The 25,567-nt window shown below is 69.8% G+C and carries 20 protein-coding genes, 1 tRNA gene and 1 CRISPR repeat array; of the genes, 9 read left to right on the forward strand and 12 right to left on the reverse strand.

The features are described from left to right. Window positions 1-104: 104 nt before the first annotated feature. Complete coding sequence (locus TCUR_RS01145; RefSeq protein ID WP_012850619.1) at window positions 105-1,367, forward strand: helix-turn-helix domain-containing protein; 1,263 nt, start codon at window positions 105-107, stop codon at window positions 1,365-1,367. Between the two features lie 110 nt (window positions 1,368-1,477). Then, a complete protein-coding gene (locus tag TCUR_RS01150; protein WP_012850620.1) occupies window positions 1,478-2,230 on the forward strand; it encodes a MerR family transcriptional regulator in 753 nt (250 codons plus the stop codon). 363 nt (window positions 2,231-2,593) lie between these two features. On the opposite strand, the gene cyaB is transcribed toward TCUR_RS01150, so the two are convergent. The 7 genes from cyaB to dnaK form a co-directional block, all read right to left on the reverse strand. Then, on the reverse strand, window positions 2,594-3,130 hold the full coding sequence (gene cyaB, locus TCUR_RS01155; protein WP_012850621.1) for a class IV adenylate cyclase: 537 nt from the start codon (window positions 3,128-3,130) through the stop codon (window positions 2,594-2,596). 438 nt (window positions 3,131-3,568) lie between these two features. Next, on the reverse strand, window positions 3,569-3,724 hold the full coding sequence (locus tag TCUR_RS26810; protein ID WP_012850622.1) for a hypothetical protein: 156 nt from the start codon (window positions 3,722-3,724) through the stop codon (window positions 3,569-3,571). Window positions 3,725-4,165: 441 nt separating this feature from the next. Continuing rightward, the gene (clpB, locus tag TCUR_RS01160; RefSeq protein WP_012850623.1) at window positions 4,166-6,757 is read right to left on the reverse strand and encodes an ATP-dependent chaperone ClpB; all 2,592 of its coding nucleotides are present in this window, start codon (window positions 6,755-6,757) and stop codon (window positions 4,166-4,168) included. Between the two features lie 27 nt (window positions 6,758-6,784). Further along, window positions 6,785-7,243: a heat shock protein transcriptional repressor HspR gene (locus tag TCUR_RS01165; RefSeq protein ID WP_012850624.1), complete on the reverse strand. Its 459-nt coding sequence runs from the start codon at window positions 7,241-7,243 to the stop codon at window positions 6,785-6,787. A gap of 205 nt (window positions 7,244-7,448) precedes the next feature. Further along, window positions 7,449-8,591 (reverse strand): molecular chaperone DnaJ, encoded by a 1,143-nt coding sequence (dnaJ, locus tag TCUR_RS01170; RefSeq protein ID WP_012850625.1) that lies wholly within the window; start codon window positions 8,589-8,591, stop codon window positions 7,449-7,451. A 161-nt stretch (window positions 8,592-8,752) separates the two neighbouring features. Then, a complete protein-coding gene (gene grpE / locus TCUR_RS01175; protein WP_012850626.1) occupies window positions 8,753-9,409 on the reverse strand; it encodes a nucleotide exchange factor GrpE in 657 nt (218 codons plus the stop codon). After that, window positions 9,406-11,259, reverse strand: coding sequence for a molecular chaperone DnaK (gene dnaK / locus TCUR_RS01180; RefSeq protein ID WP_012850627.1), 1,854 nt, complete (start codon window positions 11,257-11,259; stop codon window positions 9,406-9,408). Before dnaK ends, grpE begins: the two co-directional genes overlap by 4 nt. A 790-nt stretch (window positions 11,260-12,049) precedes the next feature. Here dnaK and TCUR_RS01185 point away from each other — a divergent pair. Then, window positions 12,050-12,373, forward strand: a complete 324-nt coding sequence (locus TCUR_RS01185; protein WP_041439161.1) for a hypothetical protein — start codon at window positions 12,050-12,052, stop codon at window positions 12,371-12,373. Window positions 12,374-12,404: 31 nt separating this feature from the next. Beyond that, window positions 12,405-12,749: a hypothetical protein gene (locus TCUR_RS27385; RefSeq protein WP_041439163.1), complete on the forward strand. Its 345-nt coding sequence runs from the start codon at window positions 12,405-12,407 to the stop codon at window positions 12,747-12,749. 51 nt (window positions 12,750-12,800) lie between these two features. Here TCUR_RS27385 and TCUR_RS01195 read toward each other — a convergent pair whose 3' ends face one another. Next, window positions 12,801-13,517: a hypothetical protein gene (locus TCUR_RS01195; protein WP_012850630.1), complete on the reverse strand. Its 717-nt coding sequence runs from the start codon at window positions 13,515-13,517 to the stop codon at window positions 12,801-12,803. 337 nt (window positions 13,518-13,854) lie between these two features. Here TCUR_RS01195 and TCUR_RS01200 point away from each other — a divergent pair, with 337 nt between their 5' ends. Beyond that, window positions 13,855-16,008 (forward strand): (Fe-S)-binding protein, encoded by a 2,154-nt coding sequence (locus TCUR_RS01200; protein WP_012850631.1) that lies wholly within the window; start codon window positions 13,855-13,857, stop codon window positions 16,006-16,008. A gap of 212 nt (window positions 16,009-16,220) precedes the next feature. Here the strand turns inward: TCUR_RS01200 and dcd are convergent, their stop codons facing one another. After that, window positions 16,221-16,796: a dCTP deaminase gene (gene dcd, locus TCUR_RS01205; RefSeq protein WP_012850633.1), complete on the reverse strand. Its 576-nt coding sequence runs from the start codon at window positions 16,794-16,796 to the stop codon at window positions 16,221-16,223. 131 nt (window positions 16,797-16,927) lie between these two features. Between dcd and TCUR_RS01210 the strand changes: the two genes are divergently transcribed. From TCUR_RS01210 to TCUR_RS01220, 3 genes are all read left to right on the forward strand, one after another. After that, window positions 16,928-16,998, forward strand: a tRNA-Gly gene (locus TCUR_RS01210). Window positions 16,999-17,521: 523 nt separating this feature from the next. Next, entirely contained in the window at window positions 17,522-18,562 is a 1,041-nt protein-coding gene (locus tag TCUR_RS01215) for a P-loop nucleotide/nucleoside kinase family protein (RefSeq protein WP_012850634.1), read from the forward strand. Then, entirely contained in the window at window positions 18,559-19,176 is a 618-nt protein-coding gene (locus tag TCUR_RS01220; RefSeq protein WP_012850635.1) for a guanylate kinase, read from the forward strand. Before TCUR_RS01215 ends, TCUR_RS01220 begins: the two co-directional genes overlap by 4 nt. 895 nt (window positions 19,177-20,071) lie before the next feature. Here TCUR_RS01220 and TCUR_RS01230 read toward each other — a convergent pair. Further along, on the reverse strand, window positions 20,072-20,395 hold the full coding sequence (locus tag TCUR_RS01230; protein WP_012850638.1) for a hypothetical protein: 324 nt from the start codon (window positions 20,393-20,395) through the stop codon (window positions 20,072-20,074). Between the two features lie 297 nt (window positions 20,396-20,692). On the opposite strand from TCUR_RS01230, the gene TCUR_RS27390 reads away from it, so the two are divergent. Then, window positions 20,693-21,625, forward strand: coding sequence for an AAA family ATPase (locus tag TCUR_RS27390; protein ID WP_012850639.1), 933 nt, complete (start codon window positions 20,693-20,695; stop codon window positions 21,623-21,625). Window positions 21,626-21,825: 200 nt separating this feature from the next. Beyond that, a CRISPR array of direct repeats spans window positions 21,826-22,116; the repeat unit is 30 nt; unit sequence GTTGCGATCCCTCTGAGGGGTGATGAGGAC. 794 nt (window positions 22,117-22,910) lie between these two features. On the opposite strand, the gene TCUR_RS01240 is transcribed toward TCUR_RS27390, so the two are convergent. Further along, window positions 22,911-24,116, reverse strand: a complete 1,206-nt coding sequence (locus TCUR_RS01240; RefSeq protein WP_012850640.1) for a fatty acid desaturase family protein — start codon at window positions 24,114-24,116, stop codon at window positions 22,911-22,913. Between the two features lie 16 nt (window positions 24,117-24,132). After that, window positions 24,133-25,215, reverse strand: coding sequence for a ferredoxin reductase (locus TCUR_RS01245; protein WP_012850641.1), 1,083 nt, complete (start codon window positions 25,213-25,215; stop codon window positions 24,133-24,135). Window positions 25,216-25,567 lie beyond the last annotated feature (352 nt).

A 25,567-nucleotide genomic window follows, 5' to 3' on the forward strand; every position in this document is an offset into this window, starting at 1 on the left:
GGGCGAAATGGCGACGTGGGGCGGGACGAGGGCAGGGGGACGCCGAGGAAGAACGCGGCGGCGGGCCGCTGCGTTCGGTCTGCCGCGGCGATAGGCGGCCCGCCATGACGCTGATGGCGAGCGACCGCCAGGTGCCGCCCTGGAGCCTGGTGCCGCCGCAGGCGGCGGCCCTGCTGCGCCGCTACCAGGCCGACCTGGCCACCGAGATCTTCGACGAGGTCCGGGCGCAGGTGCCCGAGTACGCCTGGCGGGAGGCGCCGGAGCGGCGGGCCGAGATGGCCGAGGCCACCCGCCGCACCGTGGCCGAGTTCGCCAACCTGATGGGCGGCCCGGCCCCCACCTGGCCGCGCCACCTGCTGGAGCACTTCATGGAGGCCGGCGCCGAGGAGGCCCGCGCCGGCCGCGGCCTGGAACTGCTGCAGGCCGCGCTGCGGGCCGGGGCGCGGGCGGCGCTGCGCTGGCTGGCCGTCCAGTCCGAGCGGCTGCGGCTGCCCGGCGAGGTGTACCGGGTGTTCGCCGAGATGGTGTTCACCACGCTGGACGAGCTGGCCGCCGCGGCCGCCGAGGGACACCGCCGGGAACTGGCCCGCCAGGGCGGCGACCGGGCCCGCCACCGCACCCGGCTGCTGTCGCTGCTGGCCACCGAGCCGCCGGTGGCGCCCGAGGTCATCGCCGACGCCGCCGCCCAGGCGGGCTGGGCGGTGCCGCGCAGCATGGCGGTGCTGCTGCTGGCCCCGCTGGACGAAGCGGGCGGCCGGGACGCCCCGGAGGACTGGGCGCAGCGGGAGGAACCGGCCCCGCCGAACCTGCCCGCCGAGGTGCTGATGGACGGGCGCGGCTCCCGGCCCTGGGGAATCGTGCCCGACCCCGAACGGCCGGGCGGGCTGCCGTTCCTGGCCGACCTGCCGGCCCCCTGGGTGGCGGTGCTCGGCCCGACCGTCTCCGCCAGAGAGGTCGGCACCTCGCGGTACTGGGCCCAGCAGACCCTCTCGCTGGTGGAACGCGGCCTCATTCCCCGCGGCCCCGGGCGGCGCCCGGTGATCTCCTGGGCGGACCACCTGCCCACCCTGGTGCTCTTCCAGCGCCCGGAACTGCCGCGGATGATGGCCCGCCGGCTGCTGGCGCCGCTGCTGCGGCTGCGCCCGCGCGAGGCCGAACGCCTCGGCCTGACCCTGCTGACCTGCCTGCAGCACGGGTTCAACGTCAAAAACGCCGCCCGGGCGCTGCATGTGCACCCGCAGACCGTCCGCTACCGGATCCACCGGCTCCAGGAACTGTTCGGCCAGGACCTGCACGCCGCCGACCGCCGGCTGGAGATGGAGATGGCCCTGCACGCCTGGCTGGCCGACCCCTTCTTCGAGGAGTGACCGGTGAACCAGACCATGCCAGTGACGGTTGGTAATGTCTGAAACCGGCCCAGTACCGTGAGCGCATGAGCGCACGGGAGCGGCCGGCGGGCGGCTTGAACGAGGGGAGCATGGCACAGCCACGCCGGCCGGAGCGGGAATACCGGATCGAGGAGCTGGCCAAAGAAGCGGGCATTCCCGTCCGCACCCTGCGCTACTACCAGGAGCGCAGGCTGCTGCCCCCGCCCCGGCGCCAGGGCCGGGTCGCCTACTACTCCCAGGCGCACCTGGACCGGCTGCGCCTCATCGCCGAACTGCTGGAGCGCGGCTACCGCCTGGACGGCATCGAAGAGCTGCTGGCCGCCTGGGAACAGGGCCGCGACGTGGGCGAACTGCTGGGCTTCGAGTGGGCGGCGGCCGCCCCCTGGAGCCGGCAGCCCGAGATCGAGATGACCATGGCCGAACTGACCGAGATGTTCGGCGACCAGCTCACCCCCGACGTCCTCGCCGAGGCCGAGGAACTGGGCTACATCAAGGTCGACGGCGACCGGGTGACCCACCGCATCCCGCGCCTGCTGGAAGCCACCGCCGCCCTGGTGCAAGAAGGCATCCCCCTGTCGGCGATCCTGGCCGTCAGCTGGGAGCTGGAGGCCGCCTTCGACCGCATGGCCTACGCCTTCGTCCGCCTGGCCCGCCGCCACCTGCTGGACCCCCTGGGCGACAACCCCACCCCCGCCGACCTGGCCCGCCTGGCCCGCACCGTGGAACGCCTGCGCCCGGTCGCCCGCACCGTCGCCGACGAGCACTTCGCCCGCGCCATGGACCGCCGCATCCGCAAAGAACTCCCCCAGCTCAACGCCCGCCTCAGCCCACCCGACCACTAGCCTCGACGTGCTTGCGCGTCACTGTCGGCGGGTTCTCCCCGGATGCACGGTAGGGCGGAAGCCGTGAGCCTCCTCAGGCGGCGTGTCTCCGTGAGTCGGGGTGGTCGCCACGCATCGTGTCAGGGCGGATGAAGGACGGCCTTGGAGGCTGGATCGAACGCGATGCCGAAGTGACCGGTACCCCTGCCGAGCCGGGCGCCCTCCCGGGCAACGGCGATCGAGCCGCGGGCGGGCGGATCGATGAGGCGCACGTGGGCGTCGCGGCGGCCTTTGCGCCGCCTGTCGGCCGGTGCTCCGTCACGATGCCGGGCGGGACGTACCCGAGCAGGTGCTGAGGGGCATCCTGGAACGACTGCCGTCGGATCATCCTTGGGCTGCGCGTACCAGCGAGTCGTAGGTCTCGTCGGTGTGCTCGGCGTCGATGCCCAGGCCGGCGACGAATGCGGCGAGTTGCCGCTGTGCTTCGATGACCGGGGCATCGGCGGGGATCATGCGTTCCAGCTCCAGGAAGGTGCCCACGCCGTCCAGGTCGTCCACGCAGAGCGTGATGTCGCCGACCTTGGCGGTCCGCCGGGTCTTGGCGACCCGCACTGTGGGGTAGAAGCCCATGTGCACGATCGCATGGTGCATTTGTTCGCGATCGGCTACTTCGGTCTCGTATTCCAGGCAGGACTGGGCGTTCTCCCTAGGCTGCTTGAGCGTGAAGAAGTGCCGTCCGTTCACGGTGCGGAGCCGGACGAAGGAGACGCCCAGTTTGCTGTCGCCGAACCGCCAGCCCACCGGGGCGTATGCCTGATCGTCCTGGTGGATCGGCTCTCCCGGCTCGATCCCCTGCGCCTTGAGCGCGGCCTGCAGCGACTCTGCGTCCCGCACCCGGAACTTGACCTCGACTTCGCGCACGCATCCCCCTTCACCAGCGACCGCAGTGGGCGGTCTCGCGCTCACCGGACCGGGCGGCAATGTACTTGCTGCACAGGCGGCCTGGACGGTGTGTTCACCGAAAAGACCGCCCCGGTGTTCCGTGGTGGTCTTGTTGGTGGGACGTGTGGTGATGCAGGGCATTTGGTGAAGGTCGGGCGGTTCGCATGGTCGCGGTGTCGCCCGTGTCGGCGGGGCAGCCGTGGTGATGCCTTCTCGTCCTGCTGTCCCAGGCCCTGGCCCAGATCGTGGGATCGCCTTGGTCTGCACCGCCGGTGCCGGGGCCTGCCTGCATGGCGCTCGCGCTCCGTCCTCGCCCCACGGGCCCTTGACCCGAAAGGGGACAGACGCTCTCTCATGGGCGTCCGCTGAGCGGACCGGGCCGTCCCGCACCGGCGGGACGGCCCGGTCGGTGAGGGCTCAGCGGCCCCGGGTCATGTTGCGGGTGGGCAGCCGGCGGGCGTTGGGGCGGGCGCCCCGGGCCAGCGCGGCGTGCCTGCCGCCGAAGCGGAACGCCGGGTCGGCTTCCTTCTTTCCCTTTTTGCCATTGCCTTTGATGGAGTCGATCTTTCGCATAAATGGCACCTCCGGGCATGCCGAACAACGGCCTTGGTGGACCGTGATGAACGAAATGGAAAACCCGGTAAGGCGACGTCGTCCGGATGCCGGATTGCAGATTCCGGTGCGCAGGCCGGCATGGGTCAGGCGCCGTTCAGGGGACGCCGCGTGAGCCGGATGCCTGGACGAGCGGTCCTCACCTGCGTGAATGCGGATATTCGTGCAGGTGGAACGGGACGACGAACACCGGGTGAATGAGATGGGGAGCGTGCAGCGCGCCGGAGGAGCCGGCCGATGAGGCGCTGACTTCGAGCTCAACCCGCCGTGATCAGTTCTCCATGTCCCCGACACTAGCACCATGCCCGCGGCCGGTGTCAACCGAATATCGGGCAGAAATGAAAAACCGCCCCCCGAAGCATCGGGGGCGGTTTTTCATCGGGCCGCCCGGCGGCGGCGGGCTTACTTGGTGAGCGAAGCGGCGGGCTTGACGGTGAGGCGGTCGGCGGCCTCGTCCAGATCCACCACGACCTCATCGCCGTCGCCGATCGTGCCGGCCAGCAGTTCGCGGGCCAGCTGGTCGCCGATGGCGGTCTGCACCAGGCGGCGCAGCGGGCGGGCGCCGTACAGCGGGTCGTAGCCGGTCAGCGCCAGCCACTCGCGGGCCGCGTCGGTGACCGTCAGCTTCAGCCTCCGGTCGGCCAGGCGCTTGGCCAGCCGGGCGACCTGCAGGTCCACGATGCGGGTCAGGTCCTCGGTGGACAGCGCCTCGAACAGGATGATGTCGTCCAGCCGGTTGAGGAACTCCGGCTTGAACGAGGCCCGCACCGTGTTCATCACCGACTCCCGCTTGGCCTCGCTGCTCAAGGTGGGGTCCACCAGGTACTGCGAGCCCAGGTTGGAGGTCATGATCAGGATGGTGTTGCGGAAGTCCACGGTGCGGCCCTGGCCGTCGGTCAGCCGGCCGTCGTCGAGGACCTGCAGCAGGATGTCGAAAACCTCCGGGTGGGCCTTTTCCACCTCGTCCAGCAGCACCACGCAGTAGGGGCGGCGCCGCACGGCCTCGGTGAGCTGACCGCCCTCCTCATAGCCCACATAGCCGGGCGGGGCGCCCACCAGCCGGGCCACGCTGTGCTTTTCGGAGTACTCCGACATGTCGATGCGCACCATGGCGCGCTCGTCGTCGAACAGGAACTCCGCCAGCGCCTTGGCCAGCTCGGTCTTGCCCACCCCGGTGGGGCCGAGGAACAGGAACGACCCGGTGGGACGGTCGGGGTCGGAGACCCCGGCCCGGGCCCGGCGCACCGCGTCGGAGACCGCCTTGACCGCCTGGGTCTGCCCGACCAGCCGGCGGCCGATCTCCTCCTCCATGCGCAGCAGCTTGGCGGTCTCGCCCTCCAGCAGCCGCCCGGCCGGGATGCCGGTCCAGGAGGCCACCACATCGGCCACATCGTCCGGGCCGACCTCCTCCTTGACCATCGCGTCCCGCTTCTCGGCCTGCTCGGCGGCGGCCTTCAGCTCCTTCTCCAGCGCCGGGATCTCCCCGTAGGTGATGCGGGCGCTGGTCTCCAGGTCGCCGTCGCGCTGGGCGCGCTCGGCCTCCCCGCGCAGCTGGTCGATGCGCTTTTTGAGCTCACCGACCCGGTTCAGCCCGGCCTTCTCCTGCTCCCAGCGCGCGATCAGCGCGTTGAGCTGCTCGTTCTTGTCGGCCAGGTCGCGGCGCAGCCGCTCCAGGCGCTGCTTGGAGGCCTCGTCGGACTCCTTGGCCAGCGCCAGCTCCTCCATGCGCATCCGGTCCACCGTGCGCTGCAGCTCGTCGATCTCCACCGGACGGGAGTCGATCTCCATGCGCAGCCGGGAGGCGGCCTCGTCCACCAGGTCGATGGCCTTGTCCGGCAGGAACCGGGCGGTGATGTAGCGGTCCGACAGCGCCGCGGCGGCCACCAGCGCCGCGTCCGAGATCTGCACCTGGTGGTGCGCCTCGTAGCGGCCCTTGAGCCCGCGCAGGATCGCGATGGTGTCCTCCACCGACGGCTCGCCCACGAACACCTGCTGGAAGCGCCGCTCCAGGGCGGGGTCCTTTTCGATCCGCTCGCGGTACTCATCCAGCGTGGTCGCGCCGATCATGCGCAGTTCGCCGCGCGCCAGCATCGGCTTGAGCATGTTGCCGGCGTCCATGGCGCCCTCGGCGGCACCGGCCCCGACCACGGTGTGCAGCTCGTCGATGAAGGTGATGACCTGGCCCTCGCTGCTTTTGATCTCGTTCAGGACGGCCTTGAGCCGCTCTTCGAACTCACCGCGGTACTTGGCCCCGGCCACCATGGCGCCCAGGTCCAGCGCCACCAGGCGCTTGCCCTTGAGCGACTCGGGCACGTCCCCGGCCACGATCCGCTGGGCCAGCCCCTCCACCACGGCGGTCTTGCCGACGCCGGGCTCGCCGATCAGCACCGGGTTGTTCTTGGTGCGGCGGGCCAGCACCTGCACCACCCGCCGGATCTCGGTGTCCCGGCCGATCACCGGGTCCAGCTTGCCCTCGCGGGCCCGGGCGGTCAGGTCGACGCCGTACTTCTCCAGCGCCTGGTAGGTGCCCTCGGGGTCCTCGCTGGTGACCCGGGCGTGCCCGCGCACCTTCTCGAACGCCTCCAGCAGCGCCTGCGGGGTGGCCCCGGCCTCGCGCAGCACCTGGGCGGCCTCACCGCCGTCGGCGGCCAGCCCCACCAGCAGGTGCTCGGTGGAGACGTACTCGTCCTCCATCTGCCGGGCGCGGTTGCCGGCGGTGTTCATCGCCATGATGAGCTGCCGCGACATCTGCGGGCTGCTCACCGTCGAACCGGCCGCCCTGGGCAGCCGGGCCAGCCGTTCCTCGGCGGCGCTGCGCACCGCCTGCCAGTCGGCCCCGACCGCCTCCAGCAGCGGGACCGCGGTGCCCTCCGGCAGCGCCAGCAGCGCCACCAGCAAATGCAACGGTTCAACCTGGGGGTGGCCTTCGGCCGCGGCCCGGCGGACCGCGATCGACACCGCCTCCTGGCTTTTTCGTGTCAGCTTGTAGTCCACGATTTCTCCCCGATGGTGTCGAAGAAGTCAGATGCCCTGGTTGCGCTCGCGCCATAGCACAACGCTGGTACGACGGATCGGGACCAGGTCGCCGCCGGACGGGCCGGCGCCCTGGGCGGGCGGGCCGTGCCGCAGCTGGGCGGCCAGCCGGGCGGCCACGGCGCGGGTGGACTCCAGTTCGTTGGACAGTTCCTCGATCGTGGCGCGCAGCTGAGCCAGCTCCTGGCGGAGCCGCTCGGTCTCGCGCTGCAGTTCCAGGATGTGCTTGATCCCGGCGAGGTTGATGCCCTCCTCCTGCGACAGCCGCTGGATCTCGCGCAGCATCACGATGTCGCGCATCGAGTAACGGCGCCCGCGGCCCGCCGTCCGGTTCGGAGACACCAGCCCCATCCGGTCATAGGCGCGCAGCGTCTGCGGGTGCAGCCCGGAAAGCTGCGCCGCCACCGAGATCACATAGACCGGGGTGTCGTCACCGAAGTGGTCCACGGGATCACCTCATCTCCGGACAAGGACTTCCCCCTGGACCCGCTGCGGGAAATCCTTGCTTCGTACCTTGCTCACGCCGCGCCGGCCGGTCGGCCCGGCGACGGGGCCCGTTGCCGCAGGCCCGGAAGACTTCGCCGTCGGGCGGCCTGTGAAGGGTCAACCTCGACCTCCGGGTCACCGGCCCTCGGCCCCCGCCGAGGGGAAGTCACTCCCTGGCCTGAAGCAGCAGGCCGGAACGGAGCGCGTCGCCGTCCTCGGCGGCGCGCAGCTTCTCCAGCGCCTCGCGCATGGTGTCGTCGATCTTCTGCGGGACCTGCACCTCGATGGTCACCAGCAGGTCGCCCTTGGTGCCGTCGCGGCGGGGGGCGCCGCGCCCGCGCACCCGGAACTTGCGGCCGTTGCGGGTGCCCGGCGGGATCTTCAGCGTGACCGGCATGCCGCGGTGGGTGGGCACCTTGATCTGGGCGCCCAGCGCCGCCTCGGCGAACGTCACCGGGACGGTGACGGTGAGGTTGTCGCCGCTGCGGCCGAACACCTTGTGCGGCGTGACCTTGATGGTGACGTACAGGTCGCCGGCCGGCCCGCCGTGCTCGCCGGGCGCGCCCTTGCCCTTGAGACGGATCTTCTGCCCGTCGGCCACCCCGGCCGGGATGCGGGCCTGGATGGTGCGGGTGCCGGTGGCCCGTCCGCTGCCGTGGCAGGTCGGGCACGGGTCGTCGACCACCATGCCGCGGCCCCGGCACACCCGGCACGGCTCGGAGAAGCCGAAGCTGCCCAGGTTGCGGGTCTCCTGCCCGGTGCCCTCACACGAGGGGCAGACCCGCGGCATGGTGCCGGCCCGGGCGCCGGTGCCCTGGCAGCTGGCGCAGGCGGCCTCGCTGGTGAGGCGGAGCGGCACGGTGACGCCCTCCAGCGCCTCGCTGAAGGTCAGCGTCACCTCGGTCTCCACGTCGGCGCCGCGCCGGGCCCGCCGGGCGCCGGCCCGGGTGCCGGTCCGCCCGAACAGCCCGCCGAACAGGTCGCCGAAACGGTCGGCCCCTGGCCCCTGCCCGAACAGGTCACCGAGGTCGAAACCGAAGCCGCCGCCCTGGCCGCGGCGAAAGCCCCCGGCGCCGAACAGCCTGCGGGCCTCGTCGTACTCCCGGCGGCGTTTTTCGTCCGAGAGCACGTCGTAGGCCTCGGAGATCTCCTTGAAGCGCTCTTCGGCCTCGGCGTCGCCGCGGTTGGCGTCCGGGTGGTACTTGCGGGCCAGCTTGCGGTAGGCCTTCTTGATCTCGTCCTGGGTGGCCGTCTTCGAGACACCAAGGGCCTTGTAGTAATCCTTCTCAAGGAAGTCCTTGGTGCTCACTGTGCCCCGCTTTCGTATTGAAGCTTGCCTGTCTTGTAAGTCTGCGATGTCGTGATCGGGTTCTGCCCGCCGGGTCCCTCCTGCCCGGACGTGCGGGGAGGGGCCCGGGCGGCCCGGTCATGGGGCGCGGGCCGCCCGGGACGCCTCCGTTGCTCAGCGCCTCACTCCTCGGCGGAGTTCTCCTCGCCGGCGCTTTCCTGCTTGTCCTCCTCCGGCTGCGGGTCGGCCACCGCCACCCGCGCGGGCCGCAGGATCCGCTCGCCCAGCCGGTAGCCCGGCTGCAGGATCTCCACGCAGGTCGTCTCGGTGACCTCGGTGGAGTAGGAGTGCACCAGCGCCTCGTGCACGGTCGGGTCGAACGGCTCGCCCTTCTCTCCGTACTGCTGCAGGCCGAGCTTGCCGAGCGTGGCCTCCAGCGCCTCGCTGACCGACTTGAACCCGCCGGTCAGCTCGCCGTGCTCGCGGGCGCGGCCGATGTCGTCCAGGACCGGCAGCAGCTCGGTCAGGACGTTGGCCAGCGCCTGCTCGCGCACCGCCACCCGGTCGCGTTCGACCCGCTTGCGGTAGTTGGAGTACTCCGCCTGCACCCGCTGCAGGTCCGCGGTGCGTTCCTCCAGCTGGGCCTTGAGCTTGGCCACTTCCTCCGCGTCGGCGGACGGGGCGGAGGGCTTGGGCGCGCCGGACTCCCCAGAAGGCTTGGAAGCGGTGTCCTTGGCGGACCGCTCCCGAGCCTCCCCGGTCTCCGGGTCGATCCGTCGGCGGTCGCGGATCACCAGGCCCTCACGCTCCTCGTCCTTCTTGGGGGAAGGCGAGGTCACGCCGCACCACCCTTCTTGTCATCATCGACGATCTCGGCGTCGACGACCTCGTCGTCACCGCCCTGGTCGGAGCCGGCCTGCGCGTTCGCGCCGCCGGCCTGCGCGCCCTCGCCGGAGCTCTGGGCGTACATGGCGGCGCCCATCTTCTGGCTGACCTGGGCCAGCTTCTCGGCGCTGGCGCGGATGGCGTCGACGTCGGAGCCCTCCAGCTTCTTCTTGACGTCGGCGACCGCCTCCTCGACCTCCTTCTTGACGTCCTCGGGGACCTTCTCGGAGTTCTCCCGCAGGAACTTCTCGGTCGAGTACGCCAGGGTGTCGGCCTGGTTGCGGACCTCGGCCTCCTCCTTGCGCTTGCGGTCCTCCTCGGCGTGCTGCTCGGCCTCGCGCATCATCCGCTCGATCTCGTCCTTGGGCAGGGCCGAGCCGCCGGTGATGACCATCGACTGCTCCTTGCCGGTGCCCAGGTCCTTGGCGGAGACGTTGACGATGCCGTTGGCGTCGATGTCGAAGGTGACCTCGATCTGCGGCACGCCGCGCGGCGCCGGGGGCAGCCCGGTCAGCTGGAAGGTGCCCAGCTTCTTGTTGTAGGCGGCGATCTCCCGCTCGCCCTGGTAGACCTGGATCTCCACCGAGGGCTGGTTGTCCTCGGCGGTGGTGAACACCTCGCTCCGCTTGGTGGGGATGGTGGTGTTCCGCTCGATGATCTTGGTGAAGATGCCGCCCTTGGTCTCGATGCCCAGGCTCAGCGGGGTGACGTCCAGCAGCAGGACGTCCTTGACCTCGCCCTTGAGCACACCGGCCTGCAGGGCCGCGCCGACCGCCACCACCTCGTCGGGGTTGACGCCCTTGTTGGGCTCCTTGCCGCCGGTCAGCTCGCGCACCAGGTCGCTCACCGCGGGCATCCGGGTGGAGCCGCCGACCAGCACCACGTGGTCGATGTCCTTGACGCTGACGCCGGCGTCCTTGATGACCTGGTTGAACGGGCCCTTGCAGCGCTCCAGCAGGTCCGCGGTCATGCGCTGGAACTCGGCGCGGGTGAGCTTTTCGTCCAGGTGCAGCGGGCCCTCGGACGAGGCGGTGATGTAGGGCAGGTTGATCTGGGTCTCGGTGGCGCCGGACAGCTCGATCTTGGCCTTCTCCGCGGCCTCGCGCAGCCGCTGCATGGCCATCTTGTCCTTGGACAGGTCCACGCCGTGGGCGTTCTTGAAGCGCTCCACCAGCCAGTTGACGATGGCGTTGTCCCAGTCGTCGCCGCCCAGGTGGTTGTCACCGCTGGTGGCCTTGACCTCGACCACGCCGTCGCCGACCTCCAGCAGCGACACGTCGAAGGTGCCGCCGCCCAGGTCGAAGACCAGGATGGTGGCCTCCTTCTCCTTCTCCAGGTGGTAGGCCAGCGCCGCGGAGGTCGGCTCGTTGATGATGCGCAGCACGTTCAGGCCGGCGATCTGGCCGGCCTCCTTGGTGGCCTGGCGCTGGTGGTCGGAGAAGTAGGCGGGGACGGTGATCACCGCGTCGGTGATCTTCTCGCCCAGGTAGGCCTCGGCGTCGCGCTTGAGCTTCTGCAGGACGCGGGCGCTGATCTCCTGCGGCGTGTACTTCTTGCCGTCGATGTCGATCTTCCAGTCCGTGCCCATGTGGCGCTTGACCGAGCGGATGGTGCGGTCAACGTTGGTCACGGCCTGGCGCTTGGCCACCTCGCCGACGAGGACCTCACCGTTCTTGGCGAAGGCGACGACGGACGGCGTGGTCCGCGACCCCTCCGCGTTGGCGATGACGGTGGGCTCGCCGCCTTCCAGAATCGCGACGACCGAGTTGGTCGTCCCGAGGTCGATACCGACCGCACGTGCCATGGTCTTCGTCCTCCGTCGCTAGCTCGGCCGTCCCCCGGGGCGGCCGTCTCGGTGCCCGCCGCGCGGGCACATGGGCTGTCAGTCTCTTTCAGCGGCAAGGTTGCCCCGGGCCGGATGCCTTGTCAAATCAATTGAGTCGACCCGACTCAACTTTGCTGCTGCCCACTCTAACAAGAGGGTTGAGCCACCTATTCCCTCTCGGGGGGATCCGGGACGACCTTCGGCCGAGCCGGGAAAGCGAACGCGGGCATCGCCGGAGTACGGGCAAAGCCCCGACCACGACTCTGGGAGGGTTGCCCCTCATGACGGAGATATGCGCATGACCTCGGAGGCCGAGGCGGCCGAACGCCCCGCCGCTACCGGGCGCCGGCCCGGGCCGTGCTGCCGGCCGCCGCCTCCCGCGCCGACGGCGGCTCGGATACCACCGGCGCGTACCGGCACGTCGCGACGGTCACCCGCGGCTACCACCGGGTCGGGCGGGGAGCGGACGCCTACACCGTCGTCTCGCGGCAGCGCCGCGAACTCTGGACGCCTGCCGCCCCGGCGGCATGTCCTATGCCCGCAGCCAGGACCCGGGCGCCGAACCGGCGACGCCGGCGGACGCCGCCGCATGGTGCCGGGCCGGGTCCCCGCAGGCCTTCACCGTGCGCGTGCCCATCGGCCCCACGCCGCTTCCGGGGAGCGGAACGTCCAAGCCCATGCGGCTGGAGATACGGCCCAAGCCCCCAGGCTCACCCGTGCCCCGCTGGTCGACGGCGACAAGATCTTCTGGCTGGGCCGCAACGTCACCATGAAGAACCTGCGTGCGCTGCCCGCCGACCCCGCCCGGCTCAAGGCGGAACTGCTGAAGTGGTACCGGGGGCATGGCACCGAGGCCGCCGGCGATCCCATGTCCGCTGACGTGCGGCTGTTCACGGTCACCCAGGGCCTGATCCTCGACATGCCGATCACCCCCAAGGTGCGGGCGGCGGCCTTCCGGATGCTCGCCGGGCTCGACTCGGTCAAGGCGGCCGGGCCGGTGCGGGACGGACCGGCACCGCACCCCGCTGATCCCGGCGCATTTGTTATGGAACCGGCCGGTAACGATGGGGCCTTCCGGACCACTTCCCGGTGACGAGACGCCGGGACGGACGAAGGTGCGGGCGGTGGACGAAGAGGCTGAACGTTTCACCGCGATCTACGACGCCTGCCGCCGGCACGTGTGGGCGTATGCGGTCACCCGGGCGGGACGGCAGACCGCCTGGCGCCGGGCCGGGCGCAGCGGGATCGGGCCGGCCGCGCGCGGCGTCGTGAGGTGCTCGTGCTGGAACAAGGGCACCGTCTTCGGCCAGGTGGTCGTCCTGGAGCCGGGCACCTACCGGCTGCTCGGCCGGCAGCGGACGGTGGTTCGGGCGGGCGGCCGGGCGCGCGGGATGGCCCCGGGCACCGTGCCGGACCACAGCGTGATCCGCTCCATGGGCGGGACCGACGGGCAACCCGAGAAGCCGTGAATGACGACGGGGCGCCGTGCCCGGCACGGCGCCCCGCGTGCGCGTTATTTGTCAGTAGCGCTTGCTGATCATCGTCCAGGTGACCTGGAACTGGTTGCTGACGGAGTTGGCGGGCAGCCCCAGCAGCTGGTTGACGGTGAAGTCCTTGCCGTTGCAGCCGGTGGCGATGGGCAGCGAGTAGACGATGTCGGCCACCTTCATGCGGGTGCCGACCTTGCCGTTGCTGACCCACGGCAGCGCCCAGTTGACCACCGGGTCGATGACGATCGGGCGGGAGGAGGAGCCGACCCGGCAGGAGTCGCCCAGGCCGTCGCCGATGATGCGGGCGGTCACCCCGAGCTTGTGCGGGACCAGGATGCCGGGCTCGATCATCCCGGTCGGGGTGATCTCCAGCTTCCAGCCCGTGGGGTGGGGGACCTCGAAGGGGGTGCCGGGGACCCCGGTGACGAACGGGATGGGGTTGGCGCGCAGCGCGCCGAGCTTGGCGACGGTCTTGCCGTTGGTGAGGCTGCCCTGGGCGACGGTCAGCCGGATCGGCTCCTTGGTGTGGGCGTGCATGCGGCCGAGGCTGACGCCGATCAGGGTGTCCTCGGCGGTCAGCACGTAGCACTTCCAGGTGAGCGGCCGGGCGTCGGCGGGCAGCGACGGGCAGTCGGCGAACTCGTCGGCGGCCTGGGCGGCCGAGGCGGCGGGCGGGGAGATCAGGGCCGCCAGGGCGGCGGCGGTGGCGGACGCCAGGACGGTCAGTCGGCGCAGTGGTCGTTTCACGGCGGCTCCGGGGGGTGGTCGGCCGGACACGTGGTCCGGAAAGGGGTGGATACCGTCGGTCACCGGCGGCTGTCCGCGCCCCAGCCGCCGGTGAATCTGGCTCGGAGGAACACTAATGTGCGCGATCACATTGATAAAGACCCTCGGGGCGGAGACCGGTACATCCGCTTGGCGGAGGGATGAACCGGGAGGTATACCACGAGGACGGCTCAGCCACGGAGACCGCCGGGGGTGTGACAGCTAAGCTACTGTCGAGTAACATTCGGCCCCGGTTGTGGGTCGTTCTGTCGCGAGCCCTACGCTGACAGCCAACGCCCGTACCCCAGGAGGACGGAAAGTGTACTGGCTCACGTTGATCATCGGGCTTGCCGGGATAGCGGTCGCCGTGGCGCTCGCCGCCCGGCGTGTCCTCTTCCTGTACAAGCTCATCAAGAGCGGCCAGCCCGACCCCGACCGGGTGCTGCGTGTCAAGCGCGACCCCAAGGGGGATATTGAGGGCCAGCTCAAGGAGGTCCTCGGCCAGCGCAAGCTGCTGAAGTGGACCGTGCCGGGAATGGCGCACTTCTTCGTGATGTGGGCCTTCCTGCTGCTGGCCAGTGTTTACGGCGAGGCCGGCGTCCAGCTTCTGTTCGGGCTGGAGGCCCACATCCCGTTCCTGCAGACCTGGGGTCCGATCGGGTTCGTGCAGGACACCATCGCCCTGCTGTGCCTGGGCGGCCTGATCGTCTTCACCGTCATCCGCATCCAGCAGTCCCCTAAGCGGATCGACCGCAAGTCCCGCTTCAAGGGCTCGCACACCGGCGGCGCGTGGCTCATCCTGTTCATGATCTTCAACGTGATCTGGACGATGTTCGCCTTCCGCGGCGCCGAGGTCGCCAACGGCAACTTCTCCTACGGCAAGGCCGCCTACGCCTCCTACGGCGTCGGCAAGCTGATGGAGGGCATCGGCGAGCCGGAGTCCACCCTCATGAACGGGCTGGAGTCGTTCTTCCTGCTCGCCCACATCGGGGTGGCCCTGGTCTTCCTGATCATCGTCGTCAACTCCAAGCACCTGCACATCTTCCTGGCGCCGCTGAACGTCATGTTCAAGCGCCGCCCGGACGGCCTGGGCGCCGCCCAGCCGATGATGAGCAACGGCAAGGTGCTGGACTTCGAGGAGGCCGACCCCGACACCGACGTCTTCGGCCGCGGCAAGATCGAGGACTTCACCTGGAAGGGCTTCCTCGACATGGCCACCTGCACCGAGTGCGGGCGGTGCCAGTCGCAGTGCCCGGCCTGGAACACCGGCAAGCCGCTGTCGCCGAAGATGGTCATCCTCGAGCTGCGCGACCACGCCTTCGCCAAGGCCCCCTACATCCTGGCCTCCGAAGAGCAGCGCGAGAAGTTCACCGACGAGCAGAAGGCCGCCATGCAGGTGGACAAGCCGCTCGTCGGCGAGGACGGCGTCATCCACCCCGACGTGCTGTGGTCGTGCACCAACTGCGGTGCCTGCGTCGAGCAGTGCCCGGTGGACATCGAGCACATCGACCACATCCTGGACATGCGCCGCTTCCAGGTCATGATCGAGTCGAGCTTCCCGTCCGAGGCGGGCGTGATGCTCAAGAACCTGGAGAACAAGGGCAACCCGTGGGGCATGTCCGAGATGAAGCGCCTGGAGTGGATCGAGGAGCTGGACTTCGAGGTCCCGGTCGTCGAGGACTCCATGCCCGAGGACGCCGAGTACCTGTTCTGGGTCGGCTGCGCCGGCGCCCTGGAGGACCGCGCCAAGAAGACCACCAAGGCCGTCGCCGAGCTGCTGCACATCGCCGGCGTCAAGTTCGCCGTGCTCGGCCCCATGGAGGCCTGCACCGGTGACCCGGCCCGCCGGCTGGGCATGGAGTTCATCTTCCAGATGCTCGGCCAGCAGAACGTGGAGACCCTCAACGAGGCCGGGGTCAAGAAGATCGTGGCGACCTGCCCGCACTGCTTCAACACCCTGGCCAACGAGTACCCGCAGATCGGCGGGAACTACGAGGTCATCCACCACACCCAGCTGCTGGCCAAGCTGGTCGAGGAGGGCAAGCTCACCCCGGTCACCCCGATCGAGGAGAAGATCACCTACCACGACCCCTGCTTCCTGGGCCGCCACAACAAGGTCTACAAGCAGCCGCGGGACATCATGGCCACCGTCCCCGGCGTCAAGACCCAGGAGATGCACCGCCACAAGGACCGCGGCTTCTGCTGCGGCGCCGGCGGCGCCCGGATGTGGATGGAAGAGCGCATCGGCAAGCGCATCAACACCGAGCGCGTGGACGAGGCGCTGGGCACCGACCCCGACACCGTCTCCACCGCCTGCCCGTTCTGCCTGGTGATGCTGGGCGACGCGATCAACGAGAAGAAGAACGCCGGCCAGGCCAAGGAGTCCCTGGAAGTCGTGGACGTCTCCCAGCTGCTCATCCGCTCCATCAAGGGCGAGGACGCCGCCCCGAAGGAGACCGTGGCGGCCGAGTAAGAAAGTCCGCATGAACGAGGCCCCGGCGGGTGACCGCCGGGGCCTCGTCCCGTTCTGGGGCCGGTTACGGGAAACCCGAACCGGACGGCGGGAGCATCGGGCCGGACGTGCAGTTCTCGTAGGGCCTGCACTGGAACGCCGTCAGGCCCGCAGATGCCTGGGGAAGCCGCTCACAAAGCCGGCAGAGCCGCGGGACGGCCTTCGATGCGGCCTCAGATCTTCGTCCGGTGGAAGTTCAGGTACGACCGCGACGGCGTGGGCCCGCGCTGCCCCTGGTACCGCGACCCGTATTCCTTCGACCCGTAGGGGTGCTCCACCGGCGAGCTCGTCCGGAACAGGCACATCTGCCCGATCTTCATGCCCGGCCACAGCTTGATCGGCAGCGTCGCCACGTTCGACAGCTCCAGCGTCACATGCCCGCAGAACCCCGGGTCGATCCACCCGGCCGTCGAGTGCGTCAGCAGCCCCAGCCGCCCCAGCGAGCTCTTGCCCTCCAACCGCGCCGCCAGGTCGTCCGGCAGCGAGAACATCTCATAGGTGGAGGCCAGCACGAACTCCCCCGGGTGCAGCACGAACGGCTCGTCCCCGTCCGGCTCCACCAGCCGGGTCAGGTCCGGCTGCTCCACGGCCGGGTCGATGTGGGGATACTTGTGGTTCTCGAACACCCGGAAGTACCGGTCCAGTCGCACGTCCACACTGGACGGCTGGATCATCTCCGGATCGAACGGGTCGATCTTCACCCGCCCCGCCTCGATCTCGGCCCTGATGTCACGGTCAGAGAGCAGCACGCCAGCAAAGCTACCGGCAAAGCGACCGGCTCTTCCCACGGCCCCCGAACCCGACACCCCCACCACCTGACTCGCCAACGCCGCCGTTTTCGGTAACATGTCATCGCAGCCACTCTCACCAGTGGCGGCAGGCGAGTGTAGTTCAATGGTAGAACTCCAGCTTCCCAAGCTGGTAACGCGGGTTCGATTCCCGTCACTCGCTCTAGCACGAAGGCCCAGGTCAGGGGCGTGATCCCCGGACCTGGGCCTTGATCGTTTCAGCGCTCCGCGGATGTTGCGCCGCTGACCGGTGCCTCTGCTCGTCTCTTCCCTGCACCGCTGGAGGAGTGTCTGGCTCGAGCGGAGCGCGAGATGCCACCCTGTGAATCGCAGCCACAGGGGTGAGGGCGGCGGAGCCTCCTGTGGGCATGGGGCTTGGGAGGATCAGGCGGAGGATACGCTTCCAGACTGAGCGGGTTTGCTTGGACAGAGAGGCCGAGTGCCGGAGGTAATCAGCGCTGGCAGTTCTTCGGGGTGCTCCTGTGTCCCGCAGGCCATCGCTGCTGGGAAAAGCCTCCTATCTTTTGGGCGGTTCCCTCGTTCGGTATGCAGGGACCTCATCTCAGGGGCCGGTCCAGGCCCATCACCCACGGCTCATTGATGCTTGTCACGTCCGCTTTTACGCCTCTGCGGACGGGCTGGCCAACGCCCGGTGTGTGCCGTTGTCCGCATGATCGGAAAGGCCGATGATGCCCCCGACCAAGCACCGTCGCCCCGGTTGGGACCCCGCCAAGCTGCGCGAACGCCGTGAGGCTCACGGGCTGACCCTGGAGGCCGCAAGTGAGAAGCTGCGGCAGGTGGCCAGACGAAGCGGCCTGAGAGTGGCCGCGAACTTCCATACCCTCTGGGGACACGAGACCGGTGTCGTCTACCCGGGGCCGCACTACCGGCGCGCCTACTGCCTCATGTACGAGGCCACCGAACCTGAGCTGGGGTTTCGTCTCCCACTGCCCGACGAGCAGACTCTAGACCTGTCGGCCCTGGTCGGGAGCCTCGCCGACCCCGCCACCACCGGGCAGGCCGCGAGCGCCATCGCCAAAGGACTCGATCAGGTCTCCGAGCACGTCCGAAGCGACGGCCTTGCGGTCGCCGAGACTCTGAAGGCCCGCATCGTGAACGGTTGGCGAGGCCGGGCGCTTGCGCGCAGTCTGGGCACGACCACGCTCGTCCTGGTGGGCGGATACGCCGGATCGGGCAAGACGGAGTTCGCCCGTTTCCTTGGGGATGTCTCCGGGTGGGCGATCCTCGACAAGGACTCGCTGACCGGGCGCATGACGGAACGCCTGTTGATCTCGCTCGGCGGAGACCCGCACGACCGGCACAGCGAGACCTATCTGAAAGAGGTCAGGCCACTGGAGTACGAGTGCCTGATGGACGCCGCGAACGACAATATCGAACGCGGCATATCGACCATTCTGTCCGCCCCCTTCATCGCCGAGTTCCGGGACGAAGCATGGCTGGCCGGGCTCACGAACCGCTGCAGGGCCAAGGGTGTGGACGTGGTGGCGATCTGGGTTCGCTGCGACGCCGAGTCCATGCGTGAGTACATCGAGTTCCGCGACGCTCCCCGGGATGCCTGGAAGCTCGCCCACTGGGACGAGTACGTCAGCACGCTCGACACGGAGAACAGTCCGCCGGGTGTTCACCTGAGGGTGGACAACCGGATGGGCGCCGCCATCAGCGTCGCCGACCGGATGCGTGAGACGTTGCGTAGGCTCTTGGGGTGACCGATCAGGGGGTGATCCTGTACGGCCCGCCGGCCAGCGGCAAGGACACGATCACGGGGGAGCTGGCCGAGCTGGACGAGCGGTTCACTCTCGTGCCCAAGTTGAAGGCGGGCACGGGCCGCAGCACCGGCTACCGGATGGTGACGGCCGCCGAGCTGGAGACCCTCCGCGGCATGGGGCGCCTGGTCGTCGAGACCAGCCGGTACGGCAACGTCTACGCCGTTGACCGGCACGACATCGAGGCCATGACGAAGGCCGGCAGGGTGCCTGTCGTCCACATGGGCAACGTCGCCGACCTGCAACGCTTGCGGCTGTCCGTGCCGTTGGAGTGGACGTGCGTCCTGCTGTGGGCACCGCGTGAAGTCTGCGCCCGGCGCTCCCGTGGCCGAGGCGACGCCGACCGGCCCGCGCGCTTGCGGGCATGGGAGGAGACCCGAGCCGACCTGGCGGCCCACCGGGATGAGGCCGTCTTCCATCTGCTCATTCGCACCGATGAGACCGAACCCGGCAGGGCCGCCCGCCGCATCATCGACGCCGTTGCCGAAGGCCCTCACCGGGCTCTGCCGCTCAGCGGCTTGGACCACAGCTCCCCGGCTTCCCGAGCGATCACGTGAGGTGATTCGTCCACCTCGATGCCACGAGGGCCGCGTGTAGTCCGCCGGATGAAGTACGCCCCGCCACGGGCGCACAGTTCGTAGATCGTCGCGCGGCATTCGCAGGTGTGCGCAAGCACCCGCGTTCTCGTCAAGGGCGGGCGTCGGCGCTGCCAGTGGATGGACTCGCAGTCCCGGCGCCGCTCTCTCACGTGCCGGCCGTGATATCCCTCGTCCGCCCCGGGCGTCCACTCCGGGCCGCCGTCCGAGTGCATGAAGTCCCACAGCACCTCACGCACCAAAGGCGACGGCGACGCCGGACCGTGGGCATAGGCTGCGGTCAGCCTTTTGCCGGCCTCGCCGCCGGCCACAAGCGAACTCTCGTTCACCCGATGCTCCGCACCCCTTCGGCTCATCCGGGAAACCGGGACGTGGCGGCGCAAGGACCCTTGCCCCGAGGGCGGCAAGGGTGCCGCCTCCACGCCGCCACGCCCCGCGACGAGGGCACCCGGTGCCGTGACGGGGGTTGACGTGTACCGGGCGCCCTCGCGCAGACCGCCCCCGGCAGAGCCGGGCACATGCCGGAGACGGGCGGACACGCGCCCGATGCCGGATCAGGGCACCCCTCCCGTTGCCCCACCGGGCGCGCGCCCACGTCTCATCGGGCCTTGACCTGTCTTGGGCGTTCACCCGGACGCTGCCGTCCACCTCCCCGAGTTCTCACGCGGCATCTGGGCTTCCAGGTCCGCCAGGACGTGACTGGCGTGGCGAACCCGCTGCACCGCCAAAGCGCGTTCCTTCGAGCTGATCGTCTTGGACGTCGTCCACGGCTCGTACACCCGCACGACCGCCTGCAAGTACCACTGCTGCACGTTCGAGCTCCCCACGGCCGGACGGACCGAGCCCGCCACCGCGCTCACCGGATCGCTCCGCCGGTCAGAGATTCGGCCACCCGGTCGGCCACCGCCGCTAGATCACTCACCGGTCCGAGAGGCTCTTTGGTGTCCGCTCGGGTGAACACCCAGCCGTCGGCGCCCTGCTCACAGTCCACTTCGAGTGCACGCAGCGCCGCCCCCGGCGCCGTCACCCGCAGCAGCGGCATCCCATCGCGCACCACGACGCCGCACAGCACCTTCCGCCGTTTGCACAACGCCGCATCCAGCGCCGCCAGATGCTCCCGCCGAGGCCCGAAGGCTCCCTGGACGTTTGCCGACTCAAACCGCGACTGGTCAAAAGCCATCTCCCCACTCCCGTCCGCTCGAAGCGGGGAACCGGCGGCGCGACAAGGTGTTTTCGCCAGACGATGAGGCACCGCACCGTGAATCGACCGTCACGCCCCCACCGCGCCGCCGGCCCCGGGCTCGTTGAGCCGTGGCAGCCCCCGAAGGCCCAAGCACCATGAACGCAACACGTCCTAGGAGACCGGGCCGTCCTGGGAGCCGCTCATGTCTCAAGCGTCCCGGCCGACCCTTTTCCGTAAAGGAGCCCGACAGGGGGCCAGCGGGGGGCCAGACTGAAACCGGGAAGGGGGCTGGCCATGGCTACCGGCAAACGGCGAGAATTCGGCGCCTACCTCGCTCGACTTCGCGGCAGCAGAAGCCAGCGCGCCCTAGCGCAATTGCTGTGCGAATTGTCCGGAACCGACACCCTCACCCGCCACGAGATCTCCCGATGGGAACGGGGCAAGCGCGTCCCTACCGACTGGCTGCCCTACCTCGCTCAAGCGCTCGGGGTCCCGCTCACCGTGCTGGAGCGCGCAGCAGCCCAGGCCCGAGACGACGAGACACCCCCAGACGGCTCCCCGGTGGACCTGTCCGCCTTCTTCCCGGCAGGCGACACCCTCAAGAGCCGTATCACCAACGCCCTCCACAGCCGGGCCGCAGCCGGCGCCGGGGGCAATCCCGTCCTCGTCCTGGTAGGGGGATACGCCGGATCAGGCAAGACCGAGTTCGCCCGCTTCCTGTCCAGCATCTCCGGGTGGGCGTTCCTGGACAAAGACGCCCTCACCCGCCGTATGACCGAACGCCTGCTGCTGACCTTGACCGGCGACCCCCACGACCGCCACACCGACACCTACCGCCGCGAGGTCAGACCCCTGGAGTATCGCTGCCTGCTGGACGCCGCCCGCACCAACATCGACTGCGGAGTCTCCATCATCCTCGCCGCCCCCTTCGTCGAGGAGTTCAACAACCCCACCTGGCTCGACCGCCTCACTCACCGCTGCAAGGCCAAGAACGTGGACGTGGTCACCGTCTGGCTCCACTGCGACCTGGACTCCATGCACGAGTACATCGAGCTCCGCGACGCCCCCCGTGACGCCTGGAAACTCGCCAACTGGGACCAGTACGCCAGCACTCTCAACACCGACACCAGCCCACCCGGCGCCCAGATCACCATCGACAACCGCCTAGGCGCCGCCGTCAGCCTCGCCGAACAAACCCACGAGGCCCTACGCAAGATCATCACCTAGCCACGGCCGTGGGACTCCGGGGCACCAGAGCTCCAGGCGACCAGTGGTGCCAGAGCACCGGATGAGAACTTTCTCTACGTCTTCAAGGGCCCCGCTGACGCGGCCGCCACCGAGCGGACCAGCGCAGCGGGCATGCGGCCTCTCCGGGCCGGTCCCGCCGCGCCGCCCGCTCGGCCGGACACGGGGGTGCAGGCCAACGAGTCACGATCCCTCTGAGGGGTGATGAGGACGACGCTGTGCACCAGCGAGCGTTACGCCGAGATCGCGTTGCGATCCCTCTGAGGGGTGATGAGGACAGCACGGGACGGTGGGCTGGTGGGCGGCGTTCGGGGTGTTGCGATCCCTCTGAGGGGTGATGAGGACGGCGGGCTCGTGCCGCCGCCGAGCAGGCGCTTGCGTTGCGATCCCTCTGAGGGGTGATGAGGACACCGTCATCCGCGCCTGACCCCCACCAGCACGAGGTTGCGATCCCTCTGAGGGGTGATGAGGACCCCAGGGTAAAGCCGCAGGCCAGACGAGCGGAAGCCCACCGGATACGGCCCGATTTTGCAGCGGACCGCCGGTTGTGCATCCGCCCAGGTAAAACGTGCAAGCCAGCGCAACGGGAGCAAGAGCCATCACGATCACGCTAGCCCGGCGGCGGGCGTCGTGTCCCCAGGTTGGACGAGCGCGCCTGTGGGGGACTGCGCCGTCCCCCAGATCCCTTGCGCCCCGGAGCGCCCGTCCGCACGAAGCCGTCTGTCCCACCTGCTGACCGTCCGCGCGGACGGGCACTCCGGACCGTCCCGCTGACGGCGGTGACGGCAACGTCCGCAGCCGTCACCGACCTGCGGCAGGCCCCGGCAGCCCTATGTGCACGGCTGATGTGGTCGTAGGGCAGGATTCTCACTTCTGAAAAGCGGAAGGCCGGATCTCCGTTGTGACTGTGGTCAAGGTGCCGCTGCGGGGCTTCCGGTGCTCACGGCCGTGGCCGGCTCTGCGCTCCGGGTTCGCTTGTTCCCCGAGGGCGTAGCGCGGATGGCGGGTGGTTGGTGTTGCGTGCGTCGGTGCAAGTCGGGCGGTGATCGCCGTGCAACTAGGGGTGGTGATCAGAGGGCAATCACGGTCACTTGCGGGATGGTGTTCGGTCAGGTCGGCAGGTGTGGCAGGGCGGATCGGTCGGATTCCCAAGCTGGTAACGCGGGTTCGATTCCCGTCACTCGCTCTAGCACGAAGGCCCAGGTCAGGGGCGTGATCCCCGAACCTGGGCCTTGATCGTTTCAGTGTCCTGCGATTCGTCGCGCCATTAGCGTGCGATCAGGCCACGGGACTTCCTCGCCGCTTCTTTGCCGTCGCCGTTCGGGGACCGCTCGGCCTGGGTGGGCGCCTCCTTCGGTGCGGTGGCGCGCAGTTCGCCGGGCGAAGCCGTGGTCTCCTCCGGCCGTGGGGCCTGGGAGCCGCCGGGAAGGGACAGGCGGAGGATGCGTTTCCAGACCGAGCATGTCTGCTTGATCAAGGGGCGGGAGTTGTAGGGGAGGCCGAAGCGGGCGCACAGGGCGCGGACGCGGGGGGCGATCTGGGCGTAGCGGTTGCTGGGCAGGTCGGGGAACAGGTGGTGTTCGATCTGGTGGCTCAGGTTGCCGCTCATCAGGTGCAGCAGGGGGCCGCCGTCGAAGTTGCAGGAGCCCAGCAGCTGGCGGAGGTACCACTGGGCTCTGGTCTCGTTTTCGATCTCCTCTTCGGTGAAGACCTCGGCGCCCTCGGGGAAGTGGCCGCAGAAGATGACGATGTGCGCCCACACGTTGCGGGCCATGTTCGCCGTCAGGTTGCCCAGCAGGGTGGGCAGCATGCCCGGGCCCGCCAGCAGGGGGAAGGCCACATAGTCCTTGAGGATCTGGCGGCCGGCCTTGGCGGCGACGGCGCGCAGTTGCCGCAGGGCCTCGCGGGCGTCCTTTTCTCCCTTTGCGACGCGTTCCAGCTCGGCGTCGTAGATCGCGATGCCGTACTCGAAGAAGAGGGCGAGCAGCGCGTTGTAGAACGGCTGGGCCAGGTAGATCGGGTGCCACTGCTGCGCCGGGTGGACCCGCAGGGCCGAATAACCGATGTCGCGGTCCTTGCCGAGCACGTTCGTCCAGGTGTGGTGGACGACGTTGTGGGAGTGCTTCCACTGGGCGGCGGGGGTGGCGTTGTCCCACTCCCAGGTCGTCGAGTGGATCTTCGGGTCGCGCATCCAGTCCCACTGGCCGTGCAGGACGTTGTGCCCGATCTCCATGTTCTCCAGGATCTTGGCGACGGCCAGGGCCGTGGTCCCGGCGAGCCAGGCCGGGGGCAGCCAGGAGACCAGTAGCAGCGCCCGGCCGGTCACCTCCAGCCGACGCTGCAGGGCGATGACGCCGCGGATGTAGGCGGCGTCATCCTCCCCGAGGTCGGCGAGGACCTCCTGGCGGATCTTGTCCAGCTCCCGGCCGAACTCCTCGAGGTCGGCGCGGCTGAGCGATGCCGCGGTCGGCATGGTCGTCTCCTCGCTCTCACAGTTCGATCTCCACGGGGCCGGCGGCGGCCGACACGCAGGTTTGAATGAGATCGCCCGCTTCGCCGTGGACGCGGCCGGTGCGCAGGTCGCGCACCCGGCCGGAGGCCAGCGGCACCAGGCAGCTGCGGCAGATGCCCATCCGGCAGCCGCTGGGCATGAGCACCCCGGCGTTCTCCCCGACCGTCAGCAGCGGCGTGCCGCCGTCGGCGCGGGCCTCCCGGCCGCTTTTGGTGAAGCGGACCCGTCCGCCCTCGCCGCCTTCTGCGACCGGCTCGGGGCGGAAGCGTTCGATGTGCAGGCGCTCGGCGGGGCCGGTCCAGTGCGTCGTGACCTCTTCGAGCAGCCCGGGCGGTCCGCACGCCCACACCGCGCGTTCGGTCCAGTCCGGGCACAGCTCGGGCAGTTCCGCGAGCTTGAGGCGGCCTTCGATCCGGGTATGCCGCTCATGCAGCCGCAAGTTCGGCAAACGCGCCGCCAGTTCCCGCAGCTCCCGCCCGAAGATGACCTCCTGCGGCGTGGGCGCCGAGTGCACCAGCATCACGTCCGGACTGTCGGGGCGGGCCAGGAGGGCGTGCAGCATCGGCCGCACCGGTGTGATCCCGCTGCCGGCCGTCAGGAACAGCACGCGCGGCGGCGGCGGTTCGGGCAGGACGAACTCGCCTTCCGGGCGGCCTAAGCCCAGGATCGTCCCGGGCGGTGTGCGCCGCACCAGATGTCCGGAGACCAGGCCGTCCGGAATCGCCTTGACGGTGATCGTGACGCACCCGCCGGGCCGTGTGGGCGGGGAGGACAGCGAGTAGGTGCGCCAGTGCCGCACCCCGTCGATGTCGACGCCGACCCTGACCCACTGGCCGGGCTTGTGCGGGACCCAGTGGCGGCCCGGGCGGATCACCAGCGTCGCCGCGTCCGCGGTCTCCGGGTGCACGGCCTCGACCCGGCCGCATGTCTCCTTGGCGGACCACAGCGGGTTCACCAGCGCCAGGTAGTCGTCGGGCGTCAGCGGCGTGGTCAGCCACCGCGCGGTGCCCGCCAGCCACCGCCGGACGTTCCAGCGGCCGGCCGCACGCGGAGTGGTCATGGAACCCCCGCCTTCCAACAACGCCTTCCGGTACGGATGACACCCGATCGATTACTTAGTGTAACTGTCTGGGGTGTTCCCGAAACGGGGCGGTCCTACCGGGGCAGTTCTGCCCGTTGTCACGGGGAGCGGAGCTGCGCATCCCGACCTTAAACGCCCCCTGGGGACGGAGGTACCGGTCTGCGCCCTGGTGGGCGTCTCGATCTGGAAGGCTTTGCGTCACCTCCTGCGGCGGTGCACGCAGGCAAGAGACCCCGCCCAGGTTTCGACGCCGGAGAGTCGGGCATGCCGCGTGGTCCGACATCGGTGTGCGTGAGGGCGGGGCCTGCCCTTCGTCAGGCGGTCCGGCGGG

It is taken from the genome of Thermomonospora curvata DSM 43183, assembly GCF_000024385.1.
GTDB classification, from domain to species: Bacteria; Actinomycetota; Actinomycetes; order Streptosporangiales; family Streptosporangiaceae; genus Thermomonospora; species Thermomonospora curvata.